Consider the following 23,159-nt stretch of genomic DNA (forward strand, 5'->3'; position numbering starts at 1 on the left):
ATGCAGTACGTCGAGGGCACGATGTGGCTCGGCCGATCCGCGACAGTGGCGGAGTGCTGCCGACACGGCAGGCTGTGTCGGTCTGTCCGCCCGGTAGGGGTGCGGGCTGAGCTGTGTTGAGGCATGGTGGGAAGCCATGAGCGACAACCGAATCGAAGACCGCTGGGCGATCAGCGAGTTGATGACAGGCTGGATCCATCGGGACAAGGAGCAGTGGGACGAGCTGTCCGGCTTGTTCCATGAAGACGCCACGCTGAGGATCCTGTGGTTCTCCGGCTCTGCCCACGACTTCATCGACGCCGGTCGTCGTATGGGGCACGGGCCGCTGCGTAGTAAGCACTTTATCGGCGCTCCCACCATCCGCTTCGCCGGCGATGGCGCGTTCGTCGAGACCAACGCGATCCTCCTCGCGGAACTCACCGGTGCGGGGATCGGCGCGACCATCCACAACCGATTCCTCGACCGCGTGAGCCGACGTGATGGGATCTGGCGCATCGAGCATCGTGACTCCGTCTACGACATGGGCGGATTCACCTACCCGTTCGGCGTCACAGGTGCCCCGGACATCGACGCGGAGTCGCTTTCCGGTCGTCATCCTCGGGAGTACGCGGCGCTGGCCTACCTGCTCGAAACCGCCGGGCACCCGGTGATCGGCACCTACCCGACTCGCTTCAGCGAGCAGGAGGCGGCCATCTTGGAAGCAGGCAACGCATGGCTGGCCGAGGCGAACGGCGCGCAGAGCTGAGACGCGGTCCGGACAGCGCCGTCGTGGCTGCTCGGACTCGAGGTGTTGCAGGCACTCGGTCGCCGATCCTGAGCATCGATCGGAGCGGGACGGAAGCTCACAGAACCATCGGAGGATAGGTAAAGTCCCTCGGCTACTTTGTGTCCGGCACCCCTCCCCAGGCACAATCCTGCGGCTACTCCGAGACCACGACCAGGCCACATCGAGGGCCAGCTGATCCGGCGCAGACCAGCAGCCGTCACCAGCGAAAACTGAACTCACGGCAGGTTTCTGGCGTATTCCGGCCGACCCGCTACTAGACCTTATTGCCGGAGTGTTCTGCGGCCCAGATGGCGATCTGTGCTCGTGAGGTGAATCCCAGTTTGGTGAGGATGTGCTCTACGTGTCCTTCTGCTGTGCGCTGTGAGATCACCAGTCGGGCGGCGATCGCCTTGTTGGTCAGTCCTTCCGCGATGAGGTCGGCGACTTGCCGCTCGCGCTTGGTCAGGCTGGCCGAGCCACGATCTGACTGTGCCATGGCTCGAGGCTGCTCCCGCAGCGCGAAGTCGACCGCTGCCTGGAAACTCATCGCGGCGCCCTCCCGATAGCCGGACTCATAGCCCCGCCTGCCGAGAACATCACGCGCGCATTGCTCGCACTGCTCATGGTAGGCAGCCATATGGGGAAACATGATGCTCGAACCGACCGCGTGACCGAGCCCGTAGGCCGCACCCAACAGCACGGCGGCCCGCCGGGCGTCACGCTTCTCGGCGGCCATCCATGCCAGTAACTCCACACACACCGAAGCGACGAGCGGATCGACCACCGGTCGCACCAATCGAAGAGCCTCATCCAAGTGTCGCTCAGCCTGCTCGTGCTGACCCTGTTGCCAGGCCGCCAGCGCCATGGGTCGCAGTGCCCGTGCCCGGATCTCGGTGTCGCGGTGCGCATCCGGAACAGTCAGCACCTTTTCCAGGCAGGCGACGCCGCTGGGCATATCCCCCTGTAGGACACGACTCCAGCCCAGTAGAACCAGTGCCCTCAAGTGGAATGCAAGGTCATCGGGGGCACTGAATCCTTCGACGGCATCGTTCAACCGGACGCCTGCGCGAGCCAGATCGCCACTGCTGATCGCGGCGGTACCGTCTGCGTAGGCGAGCAGGGCGCCAATCGTGGGGTTGGCTGGCTGCTGCTCGGCGAGGACGCGCAACTCGGCTGCGCGACTGGTTGCGGCCGCAATGTCTGCCAATTGCGCGGCGAAAGCGCTGATAGTGAACAGGGCTTTGGCGCGGTCGGTCGCTTCGCCGCGTGTACTGGCCAGTCCACGCTCGCACCAGCGGATTCCCTCAGTGAGCCGCCCACTCGAAAACCAAAAGCTGAATAGCGCTGCAGCGGTGCGTAGGCCGGCTGCGTTGCGGTCTGCGATGCTGAACTCCAGCGCTTTGCGCAGGTTCGGTAGCTCGCGCTCGAGCTGGATGATCCAATTCAGTTGGCGGGGGCTGACCCAGTCGGCTTCCGCGTCGAGTGCTAGCCGTTCGTACCAGTCGCGGTGATGGCGACGAAGATCGGTGTACTCGCCGGCCTCGATGATTTTCTGACTCCCGTATTCCTGCACGGTTTCGAGCATCCTGAAGCGCACCGCAGCGCCGGACTCTTCCCGAATCAGGATCGACTTGTCCACCAGAGCCGACAACGCATCGAGGAATTGCGGCTCGGTCAGGTCGGTGCCGCAGACATCTTCGGCGGCGTCGAGTTCGAAGCTTCCTGCGAATACCGACAGCCGCCCCCACAGTCGCTGTTCGGTCGGTGTGCACAGGTCATAGCTCCAGCCGATGCACCAGCCCAGCGTTTGCTGTCGGGTCGGCGCATCCCGTCGCCCGCGCGTCAGCACGGCAAACCGATCTGTCAGTCGTGTCAGGATCTGCTCAGGGGACATGGTACGCAGCCGCGCCGCAGCCAATTCGATCGCCAAGGGCAACCCATCGAGCCGGGCGCAGATCCTGGCCACGCTGTTGCGATTGTCCTCGTCCAGGTGAAAGCCCGGCACCGCCGCGGCGGCACGCTCGGCGAACAATGTCACCGCCTCGTAACCAGCCGCACCCCGCACCGCCGACCCGCTACGCGGATCGGGAAAACTCAGCGGTGGCACCGGAAGCACGGCTTCCCCACCCAGACCCAGGGACTCGCGGCTGGTGGTGAGGATCCGCGTCTTCGGGCACGCGCGCAACAGTGATTCGACCAGTTTCGCGACTGCTTCGATCATGTGCTCACAGTTGTCGAGCACGAGCAGCACCTCGCGGGTGAACAGGTGTTGCATCAGGACCTCGAGCATCGGTCGGCCGACCTGCCGCACACCGAACGCGGCGGCTACGACATCGGCCAACAACGACGGATCGCGCAACTCACCCAGCTCGATCAGCCAGACGCCGTCGGCATAATCTCGCTGCAGTTTGTGGGCGATCCGCAGCGCGAGCCGTGACTTGCCGACCCCACCGATCCCGGTCAGCGTCACCAGAGACGACCTCGACAGCAGGTTCTTCGCCTCCATCACCTGGCTACGCCGATCCACGAAACTGGTCAGCTCCGGCGGCAGGTTTCCTGTTCCCTCCCGCTGCTCAACGCCCCTGGCTGCGGGAATGCCGGTCACCTGGGCGGGCGCCACCGCTGGTCTGCTGCCTTGTTCGACGTGCAGTGCCATCTGGTCGACGGCGAAACCGTGCGTGAGCTGGAGCAGCTGTAACTGCTCGCCGAACAGCGCGGCCGTGGGGCGGTCCTGGGGGTCCCGGCACATCGCGGCCTCGATGAGGGCACTGACGTCTTCGGGGATGCCACGCTCGCGCAGGTCGGGTACCGGTTGGGCGGTGATGCGCAGAAACTGGGCCACGACTTGTTCGCCGCTGCGGCGCTCGAAGGCGGCGTGACCGGTCAGCGCACAAAACAACGTCGCACCGAGCCCGTAGACGTCCGACGCCCGGCTGGTCGGCTCCCCGTTGAGGACCTCGGGTGCGGTGAACGCCGGGGAGCCGGTCACCGTGCCAGTGGATGTCTGAAAACCCCCGGTCAGATGAGCGATGCCGAAGTCGCTCAGCGTCGGCTCGCCGTAATCGGTGAGCAGGATGTTGGCCGGTTTGACGTCGCGGTGGAAGATGTCTGCATGATGCGCCGCTTCCAGCGCACCCGCCAGCTTCACCCCCACATGCAGCACCTCCTCCAGCGGCAGCGGGCCATCGCGGCGGATCCGTGCGTCCAGCGAACCTTGGCAGTGATACGGCATGACCAGGTACGGTTGGCCGGTGGGGGTTTCGCCGACCTCGAGCACCTCCATGATGTTCGGATGCGCGGTCAATCGACCCATCGCCCGCTGCTCACGAAGGAAACGCTCTCGATTCTCCTCCAGCTCGCAGGTCAGGACCTTCACCGCCACTACGCGGTCCAGCCCTGGTTGGGTGCAGCGATACACAACACCGAAACCACCCCGCCCGATCTCGGCAACGTCAACAAACCCGACCGCACGCAACTCCGTGACCAGATCTATGCCTAGATCACGTTGAGTTTTGAAGAAATCAGAATCCATAAACAGTCACTTCGCACTGCATCGCCGGAGCTCAGCACAGAATACGCCGCGGGTTCGCTAGCCGAATGCGACCGCAGTCGCCGATGATCAGCCAGTCCCGGCTGAGGGTCGATGCTTCGGTGTGGGGGTGCAAGAGTTCACAGGTCGACGCTCCGCACGGCGTCGTCACGATGCTGTCCGGACTCCGAACAGCGGCAGGCACTCCGCCAGCAGGTCACTTCCACCGGCACGCTCCGATGGGCTTCCCATCGAGCGCGGGTCAGCCGCAGCCGTCGTATCACCGCCGGTTTTCCCCGGACCGCGTGCACCTCGAGACCGTCCTGCTCGTACCCGAGTTTGTGTGAGACCCCGTGCGAGCCCAGGTTGTCCTCGAACGCGCCCGATACCGCCGAGTCGGCCCCGAGCCGGGCGAAGGCCAATTCCAGAACAGCGGCCCGCATCTCCGTTCCGATGCCTTGGCCGTGGTAGGTCCGGCCGAGCCAGGATCCGCTGTTCACCTCGGAGCAGACCGCGAAGTTCTTCGCACTGATCGTTTGGGTTCCGACCAGCTCCTCGTCTCGGAGCACGACGAGGTTGAGTGTCCACGCGTCGACTTGCCAGGCGGCCCAGCATCGCCAGTGCCACCGCAGCACCCGCTGCGCACGTTCGTCCGGTTCCGCATCCGTCCACTCCGCGGTGAACGGCTGCACCGCCGGATCATGCACTCCCTCCGCAGCTAGTCCGGCAAGTACGCCCAGGTCCTCCAAACCAGGCATCCTCAGTTTGGCTGTGTCAACCTGATTTGGCCCCGGCGTGACGGCTTGTGTTGGCCCCGCCTTCGAGAAGCTCAGTCGCTGGATCCCCAGTGTTGGTAAGGCTTGCGGGGTGAGTCCGGGGACGATGCTGGATATGTCGAGCATCCTCACTCCCATGCGCTGGTCTGACATCGTCGGCTGGACGGGCATGTTGATCGGTCGCACGGTGAAGACGGGCGGAAATGGGCAGGACCGGGAAGAACATGGGTCTCCGTCCACACATGCGCATGCGCATGGTGCGGGTCGGGTGGGCGACCTGGTCGGGACAAGAAGCCGATTGGTGCAGGCCGTCGCCATCAGCGTTGCGCTGTCGGGGCTGATCGTCGGCTGCGGTGTGGATGCTGACCGGTCGCCGCGTCCGGCGCAGATCGTGTTCGCTGGCGATGGGTACTCGATCTTCGTGATGAATCCCGATGGCACCGGGGTCACCCGGATCGGCGACGGCGCCTGTCCGAGCTTTGCCCGTGACGGCTCGAAAATCGTCGTCGGTGGGTACACGATCACGGTCATGGATCCCGACGGCAGCAACGTCAGGAAACTCAACGACGGTGGGTACACCTGGTACACCTACCCGACGTTCTCTCCCGACGGCACCAAGATCGTGTTCGCGCGTGGTAGTGCCGTCTACGTGATGAACGCCGATGGCAGCGAGCTGAAGCAACTCGGCGTGATCCCCGATCCCGTCCCGACTGACCTCCCCAGCCTCCCCGTCATCGTCATCCCCGGCGCTAACGTCCCTGTTCCGTCCGGTCGCGTCGAGGACCCTGACAGCGAGGGCTCGACGGATCGTCCCGCCTTCTCGCCGGACAGTTCGAAGATCCTGGTCGCCAAATCCGGAGCTATCTGGGTGATGGCATCGAATGGAACCGGTGCGAGGCAACTGCTGCCGGGTGATCTGATTGACAATTCCGGTCCGGTGTTCACCCCGGACGGAGCCGGGATCGTCTTCGCCAGCAACCGCGCTCACAATGGCCGGTCGGGGATCTACGTGATGGATATCGATGGTCACAACATCCGACTGCTCAACGACGACGGGTGGGGCCCGTCGTTCTCGCCGGACGGCACGAAGATCATCTACACCCGCGCCGCCCGTGATCCGGAATCCACACAAGGAATCGAGTTCCGGGAGCTCTGGGTGATGAACAGCGACGGCAGAAACCCGCACCGTCTCACCGATCCGAAACAATCTGTGCAGCGAGCTGGTTGCGGCAGTTGGGGCAAAGGACCCGATGTGTGATCGAGGGACCGAAATCCACCGACCGGTGGTAACAGACCGACATCGCAACCGGGCCGCCGAAGCCGTGGTGGCGAGGACGTTTTCGGCGTTCGTCGGTTCCGATGGTTAGTCGCTCGAGGGTTTGCGTGCTGATTTGGATCGGTTCGTGGGGGTGTTGGGTGAGGGCGCTGGTGATCGCAGGGAAGGGGTTGTGGTCGAGGAGTTTTGACTCGGCCGCGTTTTGGCGTGTTGTGTTTTGGAGTGGGCAAGTCGGTAGCTGTCTGTGCCGGTTTGGATAATGGTTCCGCCGTAGGTGAGTCTGTCGACAATTGCGGCGCATAGGCGGGGGTCGGTGAATGTTTTCGTCCATCCGGAAAAGGCTTCGTTGGATGCGATAGCGACGCTGTTCTTTTCCTCGCATTCGGTCAATACTTGGAACAGGAGTTCGGCTCCGCGTTTATCGAGTTCCATGTAGCCGAGTTCATCGATGCATAAAAGGTCCACTCGGCCGTAGCGGTTGATGGTTTTGGCGAGTTGTTTCTCGTCGGCGGCTTCGACGAGTTCGTTGACCAGTTTCGTGGCCAGTGTGTAGCGGACCCGGTAGCCTTTTTCGGCTGCGGCGGTGCCCAGAGCGATGAGTAGGTGCGACTTTCCGGTGCCGGAGTCGTCGATGAGGCAGAGGGGTTCGCCTTTGCGGATCCAGTCGGCGGCGGCGAGGGTGTGGATGGTGGCGGCGTTGATGTTGGGGTTGGCGTCGAAGTCGAAGTCCCCGAGCCATTTCTGGCGGGGGAAACCGGCAGCTTTGACCCGGCGGATGGTGGAGCGGCGGTCGCGGTCGTCGCATTCGGCCAGCAGCAGCTCGGCTAGGAATCCTTGATAGGTGAGTTGTTCGCGGGTGGCCGCGGTGAGCGCTTCGTCGAGGACGGCGCGGATGGTGGGCAGCCGTAGTCGTCGGCAGGCTTGGTCGACGGCCGCGCCGGCGGCTTGTTCGGTGAGCCCGCGGCGTCGTCGCAGGGTGGCGCCGTTGGCTGCGCCCCTGCCAAAGCGTGGCGCACCGTTCGCCGATGCACCTGATGCCGACGAGCCAGCTCACGAATAGAAAGACCCTCGACACCAGCATCACGCCGAATGGCAGCAAACAACTCCACCCGAGGCTCTATCCCAGACCCCTTCCACCAACTCGAAAACGACCATGTCGAAATCGAGCTTGGGGTGGGGCCAAATCAAACCGTCACAACCCACCCAGCGCGTCGCAAGTGGGGCGACATCAGACCGTCACGCCGGGGCCAAATCAGGCTGTCATAGCCATCAGTTCCAGGCGCGGTGTCGGTACCTGCAATCCGGCCAGGGGCCAGTACTTCATCAGGCTCATGCCGCCATCATGGCCGCCAGTCGGCATTCGCGGCCACATTCAGGCGACGGGCACGGTGATCAGCTGGGTCGTGAAAAGTAGTCGGCGATGTCCCGGGCGCGTCGTGCTATGGCGCCGGTCCGGTTGGCGGTCCGGTGGGCACGGTAAGCCCGATCAGGCGCCGCGGGTACACGGGCGGGTTTACGTCGGCCCGCGTTGCGAACCCGAGTGAGCGAAGCGTGTTACATGTCTGTCAGGTCGCGCCGCAGTCGTGCGACCAGCGCTTGTAGCCTCCGGCGCATGTCGCTCGGTTCCAGCGTCGGGCTGATCGTGCCGTGGGTGGGCACGACCTGCGCGAATTCGTAGCCGCTGAGCCGTTCGAGTGAGTCGACCTGGGCGGGCCAGGAGTACCAGCACATGTACGGTTCTGCGCCCAAGTCGTGGCGATAGGGGTCCCAGCCGAGTGAGTCGCCGCTGAAGAGGGTGCCATCCTCGGTCAGGTACATGATGTGGCCCTCGGTGTGCCCTGGGGTGGGGATCGCCAACACGCCGACGGCGACCTCATGGGCGTCGACACCGGTCAGAATTCGTTCTGCGAACGGGGCGGCATCGGCATCGGCGGAATGAATGGCCACCTCCGCACCGAACGCATCGGCATAGCGCTCGGCGTCGCCGACGTCGTCGCGGTGTGTCAGCAAGATCGTCGCGATCCCGCCGAGCGATTCGATCCAGGTACGCAGCGCCGGGGTGAAGCGCGGCGCATCGACGAGAAGATTCCCGGCGGCGCGCTGCACGACGAAGGCGTTGCCACCAGCGGCCTTGGGCGAGTTCGACCCCGTTCGCCAGATGGCAGGTGCGATCTCGAGGGGGTGATGCCGCCGCCACCTCACGCCGGACTCGGTACCGATCGACCGGGACGGGCACACCTCGGCGGCGAGCTGCGCCTGCAGGACCTCGTTCTCGGTGGTCGGCTGGCGCGTCATGATGAAGTGCTTGCCATCGCTCGCCAGCCCGAACAGCGTCGGCGCGATCGAGACCGAACCCCCACAACCGATACAACGATCATCGACGAACCAGTCTCCGGCCACGCTCTCGGGGTGGCGTCGGTCTCCGCGAGCCATCGTCGTTCCTCCTCTGAACAAGGGTCACTCGGCGGACCAACTTACCATCTAAATGGAACATTGATGTTCCATTTATGATAATCCAAGTCCCCTATCGGAACTTAGTAGTACAGTCACCAGCATGAAGGAGCCCGGGCTCGAGACCGCAGGAACACGAACACGCGGTCGTACGCGCCGTGTCATCCTCAGCGCGGCCGCCTCCGTGCTCGGCCGCGACTACCACGCCACGCTGGCGGACATCGCGGCCGCCGCCGGCGTCGGCCGAACGACGCTGCACCGCTACTTCTCTGACCGCACGAGGCTCATCAACGCAGCCATCGAGGACTCGATCGAAGCGATCGAACAGTCGGTGACCGACGCGGCTATCGACCAGGACTCTCCCGTCGAGGCCATGCGCAGGCTGGTCACCGCGATGGTGGCGGTCGGCGACCGGTTGGTATTCCTGTTCGGCGATCCGCGCGTTCTGGAAGGCCGCAGCGCAGCAGACACACCGCCGCCTCTCGATGACCCTGTGATCGCGCTCATCAAGCGCGGGCAAGCCGAAGGAGCCTTCGATCCAGACCTCACTCCCGCATGGATCCAACGTGTGCTCTGGTCGCTCGTATACACCGGATACAAGGATGCCGACGCCTGCGGACTGCCACGGCACGGCATCGTCTCCACCGTCATCCGTACGCTCGAAAACGGCATTCATACACCCAACCCGAAACACTGAACGGCATGAGCCACGAACTCACCACGGCCGACCAGCAAATCAGATGATGGACGTCCCACTCCGACGAGGCTCAGAAGCGGGGTTCCGCATTCGGATTGTATTGCGGCTGGCACCTGCCCCAATACCCGTATGTCCCGGAGCAGACATGCCGATCGACCTCTTCCGACGCTGACTACTACTGCTATTGGCGCGACTCTCGCGAATACCGCTGCGCTGCATCGCGATGACCGAGGAGCAGCGGCAGCTTCCGTGGATCGAGCATCGCGAGCAGTACCACCTGGCAGTGGGGTAGCGGCGGCTGGAGCGCGGGGGCAAGAGTGCGGTCGGGCCTTGTTGTCTGCGGCACCAACTCTGGATCGGCGACGGCGTCAACGACACCGAGGATCAAGCCGACATCGCCGACTTCCCCGAGATCGCCGCCGCTCAAATCCGGCACCGACATCTCATCCGGCGACACGGTAAACGGCGAGTCAGATACTTCAACTGGCTCGCGCAGGAAGCCGTCGACTGGTCATCCAAGACCGCCTTCTTCTCGACAACCCCGAGAGGCAGGCGCAGACACCACTTCTTCACCCGTGAACAGGCCCAAGTCCTTCCCTGGTGTTATGACAACGCCGCCCGCTACCCTGAGGTCTTCGGCGTCCTCAGCGTTCTTGCCCCCTATTGGTGGCGCCTGGAGCTATCCGATCATCCCGGCGATCGGCGACGGTTCTACCAGCAGATCGGGACAGCGGGCTGATCAGCGGCACGCCTGAGCGGAACGCGCCTCTGCTCGAGTGGATTCACGAGCACCGCGATCGCCGGTCGATCGACGACCTTCACGGCGAACACCTCATCGAATGGCTGGACATGTGAGACCTGGCGTCAGTTGCAGGTGACTTTTGGGAATCGTGCCGGGCCTCCGATGGCGTTGTGTGCACGATTCGCCGGTCCTCAGCGGGTTCTTTGAAGGGAGCCGATGAGGAACCCCCAACCGGCCAGCAACACTGCCACAAGCAGATTCCACCAGGTGGGTGTCAACCATGGGAAGGAGCCGGCGACGAACGCGGCTGCGATGGCGATCCCGACGATGGTGGCGGGCCACTTCGCAGGGCTCACGAACCAGGTCAGCGAGACGGTGGTCACAGCGAAAGCGAGAAGCGCGAGATGCAGAGCACCGAAAGTGACACTGACGAGCAAGGCGACGACGTCGGCGGAAAGGGCGATTCCATAGGCCGGATACACCAGTCTGCCCACAGCGAGCAGCACCACCACAAGGGAGACGAGGCTGACCATCGAAGACGCCGCGCCGAGGTCGAAACGCGTTGAACGACGGGTTATCCGATCGGCGAGGCTGCCACGAAAGCCCGCGCCCAGCGATACCACGGCGAAGAAAAGCAGTTCATCACTCCACATCAGTTGCGCGCGGCCCTGTGCGACCCAATGAACCAGGTCGTTTCCATCCGATGGAACGGGCGGACGCGCCATGAGAAGGAACACCGCCGCGCCGGCGAGGATCCCGCCGATACCGAGCAGCCAGTCGTGGCGAGGTAAGCGCAACCGACGTCGCCATAGTGCTGTGTCGACCAAACCGAATCCGTCCATGCAGAAGAGGGTCGCCGCCTATGGCGTCGCTCGATATGTGATGGGCCGGCGGCTCGCCGCACTGCCCACCGCATCCTACGACTGAACCGACGACACCAGTCCGAAGTGGTCGACCTGGATGACGCCAGCGACGACGACACCGCAACTTGGCTCGGAATGACTGAGAGAACCGCTTATCCCCATTCTCATCCAACCTAAGCCACCCCAGCTCAACGGCAGTCCAGCGGCTCAGATTGACTGTCGCTGCGCCCTCAGCTTTCGAGCCGAATCGGGAACGATTCCAAGTCGTTTTGGGTCAGGACGGGCAGGTTGTGGATGTTTTCGACCGGCACAGCGAGTTTCAGGTCAGGGAAGCGGCTGAACAGTGCGGGTAGTGCGATGCCGCCTTCGAGGCGTGCCAGCGCCGCGCCCGGGCAAATGTGTGGGCCGTACCCGAATGTAATGTGCCGGTTCGCTGTTGGGCGGGTGATGTCGAAGTTGTTCGCGTCCGGTCCGTGGATCGTGGCGTCGCGTCCGATCGCACGGTAGGACATGACAACCCCGTCTCCCTTCTCGATCGTGATGCCGTCGACGGTGATGTCTTCGCTGGCGAACCGCATGAGCAGGTGCGTGACGGGGCTGTCCCACCGCAGTGTTTCCTCTACTGCCGCATCCCAGTCCACGTCGCCGGACACGAGGCTGGCCAGTTGGTCAGGGTTGCTCAGGAGCGCGCGGACGCTGTTGAGGATCAGCCCGATCGTCGTTTCGTGTCCGGCGGCGACGAGGGCTTTGAGGTTGCCGACCACTTCCTCTTCGGTGAGTGGTTCACCGCCGTCGCTGGCCTGGATGAGGGCACTGGTCAGGTCGTCGGTGGGGGTGGTGGTCTTGGTGCGCACCAGGTCGGTGAAGTAGGTGTCGAGTTCGTCGATCACCCGTAGTCGCTCGTCCTGCGGGGTCAGTAGCGAGAAGAACGCCTTGTACCAGGCGAGCAGCATCGGGTGGTCGGCGCGGTCCACGCCCATGAGTTCGCTGATGACCCGCATCGGTAGCGGGTAGGCGAACACCGACTTCAGATCCACCACCTCCCCGCCGCGGCCGGCGGCGGCGAGGTCGTCGAGCAGTTCGGCGGTGAGGGCTGCGATGGTGGGGCGCAGGGCATCCAGTCGGCGTTTGGTCAGCGCCTGAGTCGTTTTGATTCGTAGTCGCCGGTGTTCGGAGCCGTCGACGGTGAACATGGACCGGCCCGCGTCGATCATCCCGATCAGTGGCCACTGCCGGGTGACAACCCCGGACTGCCACAGCTTCCAGGCGTTGATGTCTTTCACCAGCCGGGTATCGACGAGCAGCTGACGGGCCAGGGCGTGGCGGGTGACCGTCCAAGCGGGCACTCCGAGCAACTCGATTCGGGTGAGGGGTTCCGCGGCAACGAGATAGGCGGTTTCCCCCGCGAGGTCGGCGACCATCGGGTCGATGACGAGGGGCTGGGTATGTGGGCAGACCTGGGTCACGGGATACCTCCAACAGCAGTAACAGGGGTGAATCGAACCGGCAGCGTTGTCATGCCGCGCAGGAACGGCGACGGGCGGCGCACCAGGGCCTCCGCGGGCACCGCAAGGTCGATGTCGGGCAGCCGGTCCAGCAGCACTTCGATGCTGGTGCGCGCGATGATCTCGGCGATCTGCTGAGCGGGGAACGGGCATCGGTATTCGCCGTAGGAGAACGCGAAGTGCGCACTATTGCCGCTGTAAACGGGCTCGACTGTGTCGGCGACGTGCTGGCGGATGTGGGGATCGGCGTTGGCGGCAGCAAGACCCAGCAGCAGCATGTCCCCGGCCCGCACCGCCTTGTCGCCGAGGCGGGTATCGCGGGCGGCCCACCGTCCAGCAAGGATCTGGGTGGGTGTGTCCTCCCACAGCACTTCGTTCATCGCCTGCGCGATGCTGTGGCGACCGCCGCCGAACGCCGCGGCGAAGCGGTCGTCGGTGAGCATCAGTCGCACCGAGTTCCCGATCCAGTCCGAGGTCGGCAGGTATCCGGCGGCGACGACGGCCGTCAGGTCCAGCGTGTATTCCTCGTCGGTGAACGGTGCTGGATAGTCCAGCATCCGCGAGACCACGTCGTCGCCGCGCCACTGCTGTTTGGTGGCCAGCATGTGCTGCATGTGTTCACCCAAACGCACGAACCCGATGTGTGCGTCAGCGCCGCCGTCGGCGAGAACCTTCATCGCCCACGCCAGGCTCGGGCCGTCCTCATCAGGAAAACCCAGGATTCGGGCGAGTGCGAGCACCGGCATCGGCACCGCGAAGTCGGCGACCAGGTCGGCTTCGCCCGTTCCGCAGAACCCATCGATCAGCCGGTCGGCCAATTCTTCACAGGCACGCCGCAATTGGAAGGGATCAACCGCGTCGAGCGCCGGTTCGACCATCGCCAGATGCCTGCGGTGTTCGGCGCCTGCGGTGAAATAGATCGACGGTTGCGGCGTGCCGACCATCGGCAACAGCGGCCAGTCCTCGGGGATGTTGGGCCACTGGTTCCACAGGCCGACATCGCGAGGGAACAGCTCCGGGTCACTGGTGACCTGATGCAATTCGCGATAGCCGATGACCAGCCATGCAGGGACACCGCCGGGCAGCTCGACAGCCACGACCGAGCCGTGCTCACGGCGCATATCGGCGTACAACCGTTGCGGATCGGTGTGAAACCGAGGACCGCTCAACGCCACTGGGGCGAGGCCGGGATGTACAGGGCACCCGCCGCGGTTGGCGTCGGCTGCGGTGTTCGGGGTGTTCACAACGCCCCTTCCCGTGTGCTGAGCATGCGGTGGCGGCCATCGGCTGCGGCGGCGAGGTTCACCAAGTGCTCGACCAGGGTGATGAGAACGCCTTTGCACGACTCGCGGGAGCGCGCATCGCAGTCGATGAGGGCGATGTGCGGATCCAGGTCCAGGGCGTCGCGGATCTTGTCGGGATGGTGGTGTGATCCGCCGAAGTTGTTGGAGGCGACCACGAATGGGACGCCCTGGTGTTCGAGTCGGTCGATGGCGTACCAGGAGTCGGCGATGCGACGCTGGTCGACCAACACGATCGCGCCGAGCGCGCCGGTGAACAGCCGGTCCCACAGGAACCAGAACCGTTCTTGTCCGGGTGCGCCGAACAGGTAGAGCACATGCTGGGTGTCGATGGTGATACGCCCGAAGTCGAACGCGACAGTAGTGGTGGTTTTGCCGGTCACGCCGGTGAGGTCGTCGACGGCTTTGCCTTGCGCGGTCATCGTCGCTTCGGTGTCGAGGGGCCGGATCTCGCTGACCGAGCGGACGAAAGTCGTCTTGCCGACCCCGAAGCCGCCGATGATAACGATCTTCAGGGCTTGACTGGTGTTGGCGTGTAAGGGCGCGTCAGCGCGGGCGGGCCGGGAGTCAAAGGCTGCGGATTCCAACAAGAACCTTCTCGAGGATGGCCAGGGTGGGCCGCGAATCGTACGGCGCACCAGGCAGTGTGGGGCTGGTTTGGGGGTGGCGGGCGGTGATCTTGCCGGCGAGCAGCAGGTCAGAGAGCAAGATCGTGGCGACGCCAACGGGGACGCGCAGTTCAGCAGCGATTTCCACGACAGCGGTGGGGGCACCGCACATGTCCAGGATCCGGACGTGTTCGGTCTGCATGTCAGGAGTCGGATCGCACTCGGTGACCACCAGAGTCACCAAGTCGAAGTCGTCAGTGGCGGGTCTGGTGCGGCCGCCGGTGACGGTATATAGCCGGTCGGGGTCCTCGTCGCGCCTTAGTCTGCTCACGACACGCTCGCTCCCCCGAAGCGCGGCTCGGCCACAAGGTAGTGGCTCATCTGCTCGACCAACTCCAGCATGTTGTGCCCGACCAAACCCGCGTCGGCATCTTCGGTCGCGATGACCGCGATATGCGCGCCCATCCCGGCGTCGACGATGAACAGGATCCCGCCGGAGAACTGGGTCATGGACTGGCGGACTCCACCGCGGCCGTCCCCGAATTCCATGGACGCGCCGATCGATAGGCTTTGAATGCCCGCGGCGATCGCGGCGAGCTGATCGGATTTGTCGACCGTCAGGCCTGCTGTGTTGTTCATCCGCAGGCCGTCGCTGGACAGCAACAGTGCGTGTGCAGCGCCGGGGGTGCGGGCGACGAGGCCTTCGAGCAGAAAATTCAGCTGTGATCCAGACGAGGTCATCGGTCGTTCTCCACGGCTACAGAAGGGACGGGGTACGCGGTGGCCTGGTCGCGGCCGTTGGTGAACACACTCTGGAACGCTCGCAGCGCGTCAGGGTTCGCGGTGTTGGGCGTGGCAGCGTGTATCGGGGTGGACAACCCTTCGGGATGCACGGCAGTCAGAGTGCTTCCTCGGCGTCGTTTGGGAAGTTCGGTGCCGCCGACTGATGGCTGCTCAGCAGGCGGGGGCACTGCCAGTGGTGCCGGTGCTGGTGTGGTGAGGCTGGTCTGGACTCCGGTCGGGTCCACCCGGGTGATCAGCTCACGGGGAACCATCACGACCACGGCTGTGCCACCAATAGCCGAGGGCCGGTAGGAAACCCGCAGGCCATGCTTGCGCGAGAGCAGACCGACCACGGCGAGCCCGAGTCGCGTGCCCGACAGCGACGACAAATCCAGCGTGGAGCCAGGACGGCCCGCGCCGATGTTCCCGGCGACGGCGGCTTCGGCGCGCGCCAGCGCCGATTCGCTCATGACCAGTCCGCTGTCCTCGATGGTGATGATCACCCCCGCCGGAACTTCGGCGGCATAGACGTGCACCTCAGTGGTGGGTGGGGAGAAGTTACAGGCGTTGTCGATCAGCTCCGCGAGAAGATGCATGATGCCCTCAGCGGCGTGCCCGACGATCGCCACGTTGGCCACCACACGCTGTCGCACCCGCTGATAGCCTGCGACGCGTCCCTGTGCGCCGCGCAGAATCGATTGCATGACAATCGGTTTGGGCCACCGTCGCCCGGTGCGACTTCCAGAGAGCACCGCGATGCTGTCAGCGAGACGGCTCAACTGGCCTGTGCGGTGATCCAGTTCGAACAAATCGCCCATCACGGTGGGATCGGCGTGACGGTCCTGCATGTCGCGCAGTTCGGCAAGCATGCTCGTGGCCATCGCCTGGATACGCCCGGCCGCAGCAGCGAAAGACGCCATGGCGGCGACACGGCCGTTCTCGCTGCTTCTGGCGCCCGCGGTGTGCGCGGCTGCCGCATCCTGCGCGGCCGTCAGCTGCTTGCGCAGATCATTGATCGTTGAGGCGACCTCCGCGTGCGCGTCGGCGCGTGCCGAGGCCGCTATCTGCCGGGCGTCGATGGCCCCACGCCGGTAGAACACTGCCGCGCTCACCGCCGTAGACAGCACCAGCGCAGCCAACCCAGCACCGATCGACAGCGCTATGCGGAAGTCGTTGGGAGCGTTGAAGACTGCGGCGGTGACCGCACCACCGGTGACCACCAAACATGCCAACCATGTCCGGTACGGCAGGGGTGGACCGCTGCGTGTACGGGGGTCTGCGAGGTCGACTTTTGGCTGATTCAGTGACTGTGACAAGTCCGTGCTACCACTCTCGCGCTCACCGCCAGGGGAAAGATATCGGTTCCCCTGACGCCCCGCTCCCCTTGCTCGCCACCCAAATGTGCAGACCGACAAGCAGGTTCGGATCTCGGGGCCGAGCATAGCGGCAGCGGAGGACACCCGCTACCGCAGGATCCGTGCGACGCCGAACCTCCCAGGTCGGGAGGGGCGCCAGGCGATGCCATCCACCGCGACGGCGAGAGCGAAGGCGACAGGCACACCGGCCGCACGAGTCACCGCCTCCGACGTCGTGAAGTCGGCGAAACCGCAACTGCCACAACCGATCCCATTGCCGGTGTGTGCGGCATGCCCCACCACAGCAGCAGTCGAACCTACCAACCACCACACCGCCACCGGCGAAACAACCACGCCCACAACAGGATAGCTTCGACGCTGCACACGGCGAGGCGGACGGGCAGCGAGTCAATGTGGGGTGGGTCGACCGGTTATTCCGCTGCTCAGCGGCACCGATGCCACTAGAGCTGCCAAGGTCAAAGAGACCGCGTAGGTTAGATCCTGCACCAGCTGGCAATTGCCCCGAATCAGATCCAGTAGCGTCGGATCAGCGTCCCGTCACTCCACGGCTCAACCGATTCGAGTGTGCCGCCGCAGGATTCGATGATCTGACGGCTTCCTTCGTTGTCGTCGTCGCATGTGATGAGCACACGCTCGATACCCATCTGGTGCGTGAGGTCGAGACTCTGCCGCAGGATAACGCGGCCATGGCCTCGGCGTCGGTGTTCGGCGAGGACGGCGTAGCCGATGTGTCCGCCTCTGCGAGCCAGGTGGTCGTTGAGCGTGTGCCGGATGTCGGCGCGGCCGACGATTTCGTCGTTGACGGTGGCGATCAGAAAGGTCGCGGGAATGATGCCGTCCGGCAAGTTGCGGCCCTGACGGTAGTCCTCGAGCATGTCGAGGTACCGCTTCCAATCCATCGCAGGCTCCAGACCGAGAGCGAAGTCGAAGCCGTCCTCGGCAGCCATGGCGCGGTGGGCTGCTCGTATGACCTGCTCGTCGCCCATGCGAGGGGAGCGCAGAATCACGTTACCGATGCTGAAACCGTTGACGGACATGGCAGAACAGTAAAGTCCACGCGCGTGCGGAGTCGATCGCTTTTCCCTCCGGCACATTAAGGTTTACTGCCCTGACCGGCGGCCGGTCGGCGACGCCCACCCCTTCCACGAGACCGATGTTCTACGCAACCCCCACAGAGGCGCGAGAACACTTGAAAGAACTGACCGGACAGCTACTTCAGCTCGACGAACTCGCCGGAGCCGTGGAACACCACCAAAGCACCACCGTTGCCCGAAACGCGAGCCCGACATAAACGGGCCGCCCGATCACGACAACCCGTCCAGCCGCTGGGACTGCGCATAGCAACTGTGGAAAGGTTGGTGGGGTCGGGAATTCGAGTCAGATGCGATCGACAACCTTGAACCTGTTTCCAGCGGTTCGCATTTCACACTTCCAGCGGTACCAGTCAGACGTTCATCATCCGACCAGCCGCGACATCGGCGGCGGTAAGCTGACCGGAAATCGTCGATCTGCCGTATGAGAGTCGTCCGACATTGGGAGCTCCCTAGATGAGCGTCGCAACAACCGAACTGATCGCGCGAGCTGTCATCGGCTCCGCCGACGGGCTCGTGCCGATGACACGTCGTTGTGCAGGCCCAGTGTCTTGTCTTGGTTGACTCTGGGCAGTGACCATGGGCTGGTCGCCGAGTCTCGCCATGGTGTGATTTCGTATCACTCGATCAGCGATATCGTCGCCGAGGCCGGCGCCGTTCCGCATCAGGGACTCTGCACAGCCGGTTTGGTATTGTGCGCGGAATGAGTTTGGTGGGGAAGCGAATTCGGGCGTTGTGTGTGGCTGCGGTGTTCGCCGCCGGCTGTGTGGCCGGGGCTGCACCGGCGTCGGGAGATGTCTGGGCTGGGTGCGAGGGCTGGCAGGTCGACACGGTGGTACAGGGGCTAGAGAAGCTCGAGAACCTCGAACCCGACGGACACGACGGCTTCTATCTCGCGGGCATTGACTCGACGCTGTACCACGTCGACTCGTCGGGGCAGGTGCACACAGTTCTCACCCACCAGGGCAACGGCTTCGGCGGTCTACAACTCGACGGATCCACCCTGTACTTCGCCGACTTCACCGACGGCGGCACGTTCTCGAAACTCGACACCACCACTGGTAGGTCGGTCGTGCTGGCCGCGTCCGGCGGTAACGGCTTGCTGCGCCTGCCTGGCGGTGACCTGCTGACCACCTGGGTCGGCACCGAGGGCGGCCCCTCGAAAGGGCTCACACGCTATTGGCACGACACCGGGGTAGTGCAACCCAATTGGGCGTCGGTGCCTCGGTCGGAAGGCCTGGCATTGAGCCCGGACCACCGCACCGTCTACACCGACGACCTGTTTACCGGCCAAATCTATCGGGTTCCGCTGGAGGCCCCAGACCGCTGGACGGTGGCCGGGCGGCTGCCCGGTCTCGCCCCGGGGCCCGACGATCTGACAATGACAGCGTCCGGGGACATTTTTGTCGCCGCGCACCTGGAGGGCACGATCTACCGCTTCGACTCGAACACCGGCGCTTCATGCGTCGTCGCGTCGGGCTTGTCTAGTGGATGGACCGGGCCGAGTTCGGTGCGCGTCGGCCCGGACGGCAAGGGATGGGCGTTGTACGTCACCGGTTTCGACGGCACACTACGTCGCCTGCGGCCACCGGTCGGCGTCGATCTCGCACCGGCGCCGAAAGCCTGAGACCGTCTCAGACGCACTGTTCTGCCGTTATCGAACAATTCGCGTTGCCCTCACCGGTGTGATGTTCGGAAATGTCGGCCAGCCACAACTGGTTCGGCACCTGTGCGGAGAAATTGCAGCGGACCAGATCGTCGTGGACTTTGGCGAATGCTACGGCTACCTCTGCGCGGCAGCGAGTTCGGTCCGATCGAGCTTTCCGTTGGCCGTTCTCGGCAGCTCGTCGACGAGGGACAGTGAGTCGATGAGCAGGTAGGTCGGGAGTTGGGCGGCGCAATGTGCCTTGAGTGCGAGCAGTGTCGGCGGGGCGTCGGCGTCATGTGGGACAACCACCGCGTGCAGCCGGGCGTCGAGGCCGGTGCCGAGCACCGTGGCGGCCACCGCGGCGACCGCCGGATGCGCCAGCAATACCGACTCGACGTCGCCCAGTTCCACCCGGTGCCCGCGCACCTTGACCATGGCGTCGCGGCGACCGATGTATTCGAGCTGGCCGGCATCGTTGGCGCGCGCCAGATCGCCGGTTCGGTAGGGGCCGCGGTGCGGGGGCAGGCCCCAGTAGCCCAGCATCACGGTGGGGCCGTCCACCACGATTTCGCCCTCATCTGCCGGATCCAGCGTCAGCAGGGCACGGGAGGCCGCGGCGCCGATGGGGACCGCGCGTTCGCGGGTGAGATCGCGTGCCGTGACCTCATATGAGGCGCAGACATTGGTCTCGGTCGGGCCGTACCAGTTGAACATCCTGACGTTGGGCCACGCGGTGCGCAGCGAGAGCAGGTCGGCGATCGGAAAAGGCTCACCGGCGAACACGCACGTGCGCAACAGCTGTGGTTCGGCACGGTGGAGCAGCGCGCCGTACCGCATCATCAGCTGTAGCGCCGAGGGCACCGAGTACCAGACCGTGATGGCGCGATCGCACAGGAACTCGACCAATACGTCGGCCGCATAGGCCTGATCGCTGGTGATCAGATCGACGGCGGCGCCGGCGCGGAACGCGCCGTAGAGATCGAAGACCGACAGGTCGAAGTTGAATGGCGCGTGATTGGCCAGCCGGTCCGCGGCGACCAGTCCGGTCGCGGCGACCGCCCACTCGACGAAGGCCAGTGCGTTGCGGTGGCTGAGACACACTCCCTTGGGTGCTCCGGTGGAACCGGAGGTGAACAGGATGTACGCCGGATCGTCGAGGTCGGGCCGGTGGCACTCGGCGCCGGGTGCGTTCGTGTGCAGCGCGGCAAACTCGACAGATCTCGTGCGAGGCAAGGAGATTCGGCTGGCTCGCGCGGCATCGGTGACGAGCAGTGTTGCCGAGCAGGAGTCTGCGATCAGTTCGACCCTGGCCGCCGGGTTGGCCGGGGCGAGTGGGACATAGATGGCGCCGATGCGCAGTGCGGCCTGCATCAGCGCGATGACCTCGACGCTCTTCTCTGCCCAGATCAGCACGCGATCACCCGGCGCGACACCTAGCTCGACCAGCGCCGCGGCGTAACCCCGGGTCATGTCGTCCAACTCGCGGTAGCTGACCGTGACCGGGCCGCAGTGCACGGCGGGCGCCGCTGGTGTGCGTGCGGCCGCGGCGATGACCAACTCGGCAAGAGACACGGCCTTCACAACCCCATCTCGATAGCGATCAGCTGACGTTGGATGTCGGAGGTTCCGGAAAAGATGGTGCCGCCGACGGCATCTCGCAGCGCCGCCTCGATGCCCTGGTCGCGCAGATAGCCGCGGTAGCCGAATAGTTGGATCGCATCGGTGGCACCGGCCAGCGCGGCCTCGGAGGTGGCGAGTTTGGACAGGGCGGCGAACAGCACCGTCGGCTCGCCCGCGTCATGCGCCCAGCAGGTCCGGTACAGCAGCAGCCGGGCACTCTCGACTCGCAGCTTCATGTCGACGATCCGATTGGACACCGACTGGAATTCGGCGAGCCGCTTGCCGAATTGCTTGCGCGCCCGGACGTGTCGGACGCTTTGCTCGATCAGCCGGTCCTGCACGCCGAGGTACAGCGCGAACAGGCAGGCCCGTTCCCAGCTCATGGAGTGCTGGAAAACCATCGCGCCCTGACCCGGTGCGCCGAGCACGGCGTCGTCGGGCACTGGAGCGCGGTCGAAGGTGACGGCGGACGCGGCGCAGCCGTCCATCCCGAGTTTGTCCAGCGGCGTGCCGATCTCGACCCCCGGCACGGTCGCATCGACCACGAATGCGGTTGTGGCGAACGGTCCGGCTTCCGGATCGGTTACCGCGTACGTGACGAAGACATCGGCAACGGGGCCGTTGCTGACGAATGTCTTTGTCCCGCTGAGCAGATAGCCGCCATCGACCCGCTCGGCGGAGGTGCTCATGGCCGCCACATCCGAGCCGGCATCCGCTTCGGTCATCGCGTTACCCGCGACGAGATCACCGCAGGACAGTGCACGCAGCACCCGATCACGCAGCGTCGCAGAGCCGAACTCGGCGATCGGCATCGCACAGGCGAACAGATGGGCCGCGGCGGCGAATACCAGGCCTGTGTTCAGGCAGCCGCGCCCGAACGCCTCGAACACCAACGCCGTGTCGAGTGCGCCGAGGCCCTGTCCGCCGTATTCGACCGGCAGGCTCGCGCCGAGTAGGCCGAGTTTTCCTGCAGTGCACCAGTTTTCGCGATCGAAGGCCGGGCTGTCGCCGCCGGGGAATGCGTCGAGGGTTGCGGCCAGTGTCTGTTCGTAGCGGTGCCGCTGATCCTCGGACCAGCCGAACTCCATCAGGCTACCCAGCCGGGCCGGTCCACGATGTGGAAAATAGCTCCGGCCAAACTGAATCCGGGTGCCACGCCGAAGGCGAGCACATAGTCACCAGGGCCTACCTCGCCCGTGGTGAGGACGTGATCGAAGGACATCAAGTAGTCGCTGGGACCGGCATGGCCGATGCGCCTGCCGAAATCCCACGTCGAGCGGTCCAGCGGCACCTCGATCAGGTTCAGCAGCCCGTTCTCGACGAAGTCACGGGAAGCGTGCTGCATGAAGACCCGGGTGAGGTCACCGGCCGCGATCCCGGCGTCCTGGAGCAGTTGCTCCATCAGTTTCGGTGCGGCGGTGAGATAGCCCATCCAGAAGCCCTCGGCGTTCTCGGTGCCCTCGAATTCGATCAGCCGGTCTGTGAAGTCGAGCTGCCTGCCCGCCGGCAGTAGCGGCTGGGTGCCGCGGTGCATTTCCTCGAACTCGGGCAGCGCCAGCGAGCCGATCGCGGCCAGGCGGGCGAAGCCCTCCTTGGCCAGCACTACCGCCGCACCGCCGTCGGCAAGCAGCATGTGCGGTCTACCGCATTGCCACCGGTCCACATCGGCGGAGGTGAAGTTGTCGCCCGCCGCAATGAGTGCGACCGCATGGTCGGCAGAGCCCTGCAGGTATCCCGCCGCGAGTTCGAGCGCGCCGAGCACGCCATTACACCCCTGCCGGATCCCGGCCGCGAAGGCTCGGCCGCCGACGAGTCGTTTTTGCAGATAGGCATGGGGGAGCCAGCCTTCGGGGCCGGCACGGAAGGCGTCGGCGTAGAGGAGCATGTCCACCTGTTCGGCGGAGGTGCTCGCGCGTTCGAGGGCCTGACCGCTCGCCATCAGCGCCATTTCGGGCGCAGAGAGGTCGGTGGAGACGGTGGCGCCCAGTAAGCCGGTCTGTTCCGCCTGCTCAGCGGAATACAGACCCTGCGCGATGGCCGTGTCGACGCCGACCACCTCGGGCCGGTAGGTGCCGATGCCTTTGACGAAGATGTTCTCGGGTATCACGGAATCGCTCTCTGCCCGTT

At 64.8% G+C, this 23,159-nt stretch carries 20 protein-coding genes; 4 read left to right on the forward strand and 16 right to left on the reverse strand.

The features are described from left to right. The first annotated feature begins 136 nt into the window (after positions 1 to 136). Entirely contained in the window at positions 137 to 745 is a 609-nt protein-coding gene (locus ABZ293_RS31075) for a nuclear transport factor 2 family protein (RefSeq protein ID WP_355186451.1), read from the forward strand. Between the two features lie 295 nt (positions 746 to 1,040). On the opposite strand, the gene ABZ293_RS31080 is transcribed toward ABZ293_RS31075, so the two are convergent. Both ABZ293_RS31080 and ABZ293_RS31085 read right to left on the reverse strand, forming a co-directional pair. Then, complete coding sequence (locus ABZ293_RS31080) at positions 1,041 to 4,298, reverse strand: protein kinase (protein WP_355186453.1); 3,258 nt, start codon at positions 4,296 to 4,298, stop codon at positions 1,041 to 1,043. Positions 4,299 to 4,435: 137 nt separating this feature from the next. Next, the gene (locus tag ABZ293_RS31085) at positions 4,436 to 5,044 is read right to left on the reverse strand and encodes a GNAT family protein (RefSeq protein ID WP_355186455.1); all 609 of its coding nucleotides are present in this window, start codon (positions 5,042 to 5,044) and stop codon (positions 4,436 to 4,438) included. Positions 5,045 to 5,207: 163 nt separating this feature from the next. Here ABZ293_RS31085 and ABZ293_RS31090 point away from each other — a divergent pair, with 163 nt between their 5' ends. After that, positions 5,208 to 6,329 (forward strand): hypothetical protein, encoded by a 1,122-nt coding sequence (locus ABZ293_RS31090; protein ID WP_355186457.1) that lies wholly within the window; start codon positions 5,208 to 5,210, stop codon positions 6,327 to 6,329. 105 nt (positions 6,330 to 6,434) lie between these two features. On the opposite strand, the gene istB is transcribed toward ABZ293_RS31090, so the two are convergent. Together istB and ABZ293_RS31100 are read right to left on the reverse strand one after the other, a co-directional pair. Beyond that, complete coding sequence (gene istB, locus ABZ293_RS31095) at positions 6,435 to 7,322, reverse strand: IS21-like element helper ATPase IstB (protein WP_355186508.1); 888 nt, start codon at positions 7,320 to 7,322, stop codon at positions 6,435 to 6,437. Positions 7,323 to 7,901: 579 nt separating this feature from the next. Then, complete coding sequence (locus ABZ293_RS31100) at positions 7,902 to 8,780, reverse strand: ferredoxin (RefSeq protein WP_355186459.1); 879 nt, start codon at positions 8,778 to 8,780, stop codon at positions 7,902 to 7,904. A 121-nt stretch (positions 8,781 to 8,901) separates the two neighbouring features. Here ABZ293_RS31100 and ABZ293_RS31105 point away from each other — a divergent pair, with 121 nt between their 5' ends. After that, on the forward strand, positions 8,902 to 9,495 hold the full coding sequence (locus ABZ293_RS31105) for a TetR/AcrR family transcriptional regulator (RefSeq protein WP_355186460.1): 594 nt from the start codon (positions 8,902 to 8,904) through the stop codon (positions 9,493 to 9,495). A gap of 181 nt (positions 9,496 to 9,676) precedes the next feature. Here ABZ293_RS31105 and ABZ293_RS31110 read toward each other — a convergent pair whose 3' ends face one another. From ABZ293_RS31110 to ABZ293_RS31150, 9 genes are all read right to left on the reverse strand, one after another. After that, positions 9,677 to 9,931: a hypothetical protein gene (locus ABZ293_RS31110; RefSeq protein ID WP_355186462.1), complete on the reverse strand. Its 255-nt coding sequence runs from the start codon at positions 9,929 to 9,931 to the stop codon at positions 9,677 to 9,679. A gap of 497 nt (positions 9,932 to 10,428) precedes the next feature. Then, a complete protein-coding gene (locus ABZ293_RS31115) occupies positions 10,429 to 11,079 on the reverse strand; it encodes a hypothetical protein (RefSeq protein WP_355186464.1) in 651 nt (216 codons plus the stop codon). Positions 11,080 to 11,330: 251 nt separating this feature from the next. After that, positions 11,331 to 12,566: a cytochrome P450 gene (locus tag ABZ293_RS31120; protein WP_355186466.1), complete on the reverse strand. Its 1,236-nt coding sequence runs from the start codon at positions 12,564 to 12,566 to the stop codon at positions 11,331 to 11,333. After that, the gene (locus ABZ293_RS31125) at positions 12,563 to 13,849 is read right to left on the reverse strand and encodes a cytochrome P450 (protein WP_355186467.1); all 1,287 of its coding nucleotides are present in this window, start codon (positions 13,847 to 13,849) and stop codon (positions 12,563 to 12,565) included. Before ABZ293_RS31125 ends, ABZ293_RS31120 begins: the two co-directional genes overlap by 4 nt. Next, complete coding sequence (locus tag ABZ293_RS31130; RefSeq protein ID WP_355186510.1) at positions 13,846 to 14,493, reverse strand: ATP/GTP-binding protein; 648 nt, start codon at positions 14,491 to 14,493, stop codon at positions 13,846 to 13,848. The genes ABZ293_RS31125 and ABZ293_RS31130 overlap by 4 nt, the downstream gene beginning before the upstream one ends. Continuing rightward, positions 14,474 to 14,845: a DUF742 domain-containing protein gene (locus ABZ293_RS31135; RefSeq protein ID WP_355186469.1), complete on the reverse strand. Its 372-nt coding sequence runs from the start codon at positions 14,843 to 14,845 to the stop codon at positions 14,474 to 14,476. The genes ABZ293_RS31130 and ABZ293_RS31135 overlap by 20 nt, the downstream gene beginning before the upstream one ends. Beyond that, entirely contained in the window at positions 14,842 to 15,255 is a 414-nt protein-coding gene (locus ABZ293_RS31140) for a roadblock/LC7 domain-containing protein (protein ID WP_355186471.1), read from the reverse strand. The genes ABZ293_RS31135 and ABZ293_RS31140 overlap by 4 nt, the downstream gene beginning before the upstream one ends. After that, complete coding sequence (locus tag ABZ293_RS31145; RefSeq protein WP_355186512.1) at positions 15,252 to 16,517, reverse strand: ATP-binding protein; 1,266 nt, start codon at positions 16,515 to 16,517, stop codon at positions 15,252 to 15,254. Before ABZ293_RS31145 ends, ABZ293_RS31140 begins: the two co-directional genes overlap by 4 nt. A 662-nt stretch (positions 16,518 to 17,179) precedes the next feature. After that, complete coding sequence (locus tag ABZ293_RS31150; protein ID WP_355186473.1) at positions 17,180 to 17,767, reverse strand: GNAT family N-acetyltransferase; 588 nt, start codon at positions 17,765 to 17,767, stop codon at positions 17,180 to 17,182. 700 nt (positions 17,768 to 18,467) lie between these two features. Here ABZ293_RS31150 and ABZ293_RS31155 point away from each other — a divergent pair. Next, positions 18,468 to 19,391, forward strand: a complete 924-nt coding sequence (locus ABZ293_RS31155; protein ID WP_355186475.1) for an SMP-30/gluconolactonase/LRE family protein — start codon at positions 18,468 to 18,470, stop codon at positions 19,389 to 19,391. 156 nt (positions 19,392 to 19,547) lie between these two features. On the opposite strand, the gene ABZ293_RS31160 is transcribed toward ABZ293_RS31155, so the two are convergent. Genes ABZ293_RS31160 through ABZ293_RS31170 form a run of 3 tightly spaced genes read right to left on the reverse strand, consistent with a single transcriptional unit; the run spans position 19,548 to position 23,139 of the window. Further along, positions 19,548 to 20,993, reverse strand: a complete 1,446-nt coding sequence (locus tag ABZ293_RS31160; RefSeq protein WP_355186477.1) for an AMP-binding protein — start codon at positions 20,991 to 20,993, stop codon at positions 19,548 to 19,550. Then, positions 20,990 to 22,120: an acyl-CoA dehydrogenase family protein gene (locus ABZ293_RS31165; protein WP_355186479.1), complete on the reverse strand. Its 1,131-nt coding sequence runs from the start codon at positions 22,118 to 22,120 to the stop codon at positions 20,990 to 20,992. The genes ABZ293_RS31160 and ABZ293_RS31165 overlap by 4 nt, the downstream gene beginning before the upstream one ends. Further along, positions 22,120 to 23,139 carry a ketoacyl-ACP synthase III family protein gene (locus ABZ293_RS31170; protein ID WP_355186481.1) on the reverse strand — a complete coding sequence of 340 codons (1,020 nt, stop codon included), beginning with the start codon at positions 23,137 to 23,139 and terminating at the stop codon, positions 22,120 to 22,122. The genes ABZ293_RS31165 and ABZ293_RS31170 overlap by 1 nt, the downstream gene beginning before the upstream one ends. Positions 23,140 to 23,159: the final 20 nt, after the last annotated feature.

This window comes from Nocardia sp. NPDC005998 (genome assembly GCF_040614395.1).
Taxonomy (GTDB): domain Bacteria; phylum Actinomycetota; class Actinomycetes; order Mycobacteriales; family Mycobacteriaceae; genus Nocardia.

Excerpts from the sequence above, each read along its gene's own strand:
- ABZ293_RS31080 (WP_355186453.1), bottom strand. The coding sequence starts at position 4,298 with ATGGATTCTGATTTCTTCAAAACTCAACGTGATCTAGGCATAGATCTG.
- ABZ293_RS31075 (WP_355186451.1), top strand. The coding sequence starts at position 137 with ATGAGCGACAACCGAATCGAAGACCGCTGGGCGATCAGCGAGTTGATG.
- ABZ293_RS31105 (WP_355186460.1), top strand. The coding sequence starts at position 8,902 with ATGAAGGAGCCCGGGCTCGAGACCGCAGGAACACGAACACGCGGTCGT.
- ABZ293_RS31140 (WP_355186471.1), bottom strand. The coding sequence starts at position 15,255 with ATGACCTCGTCTGGATCACAGCTGAATTTTCTGCTCGAAGGCCTCGTC.
- ABZ293_RS31150 (WP_355186473.1), bottom strand. The coding sequence starts at position 17,767 with ATGTGCCGGAGGGAAAAGCGATCGACTCCGCACGCGCGTGGACTTTAC.
- ABZ293_RS31115 (WP_355186464.1), bottom strand. The coding sequence starts at position 11,079 with ATGGACGGATTCGGTTTGGTCGACACAGCACTATGGCGACGTCGGTTG.
- ABZ293_RS31090 (WP_355186457.1), top strand. The coding sequence starts at position 5,208 with ATGCGCTGGTCTGACATCGTCGGCTGGACGGGCATGTTGATCGGTCGC.
- ABZ293_RS31100 (WP_355186459.1), bottom strand. The coding sequence starts at position 8,780 with ATGGCTCGCGGAGACCGACGCCACCCCGAGAGCGTGGCCGGAGACTGG.
- ABZ293_RS31155 (WP_355186475.1), top strand. The coding sequence starts at position 18,468 with ATGAGTTTGGTGGGGAAGCGAATTCGGGCGTTGTGTGTGGCTGCGGTG.
- ABZ293_RS31165 (WP_355186479.1), bottom strand. The coding sequence starts at position 22,120 with ATGGAGTTCGGCTGGTCCGAGGATCAGCGGCACCGCTACGAACAGACA.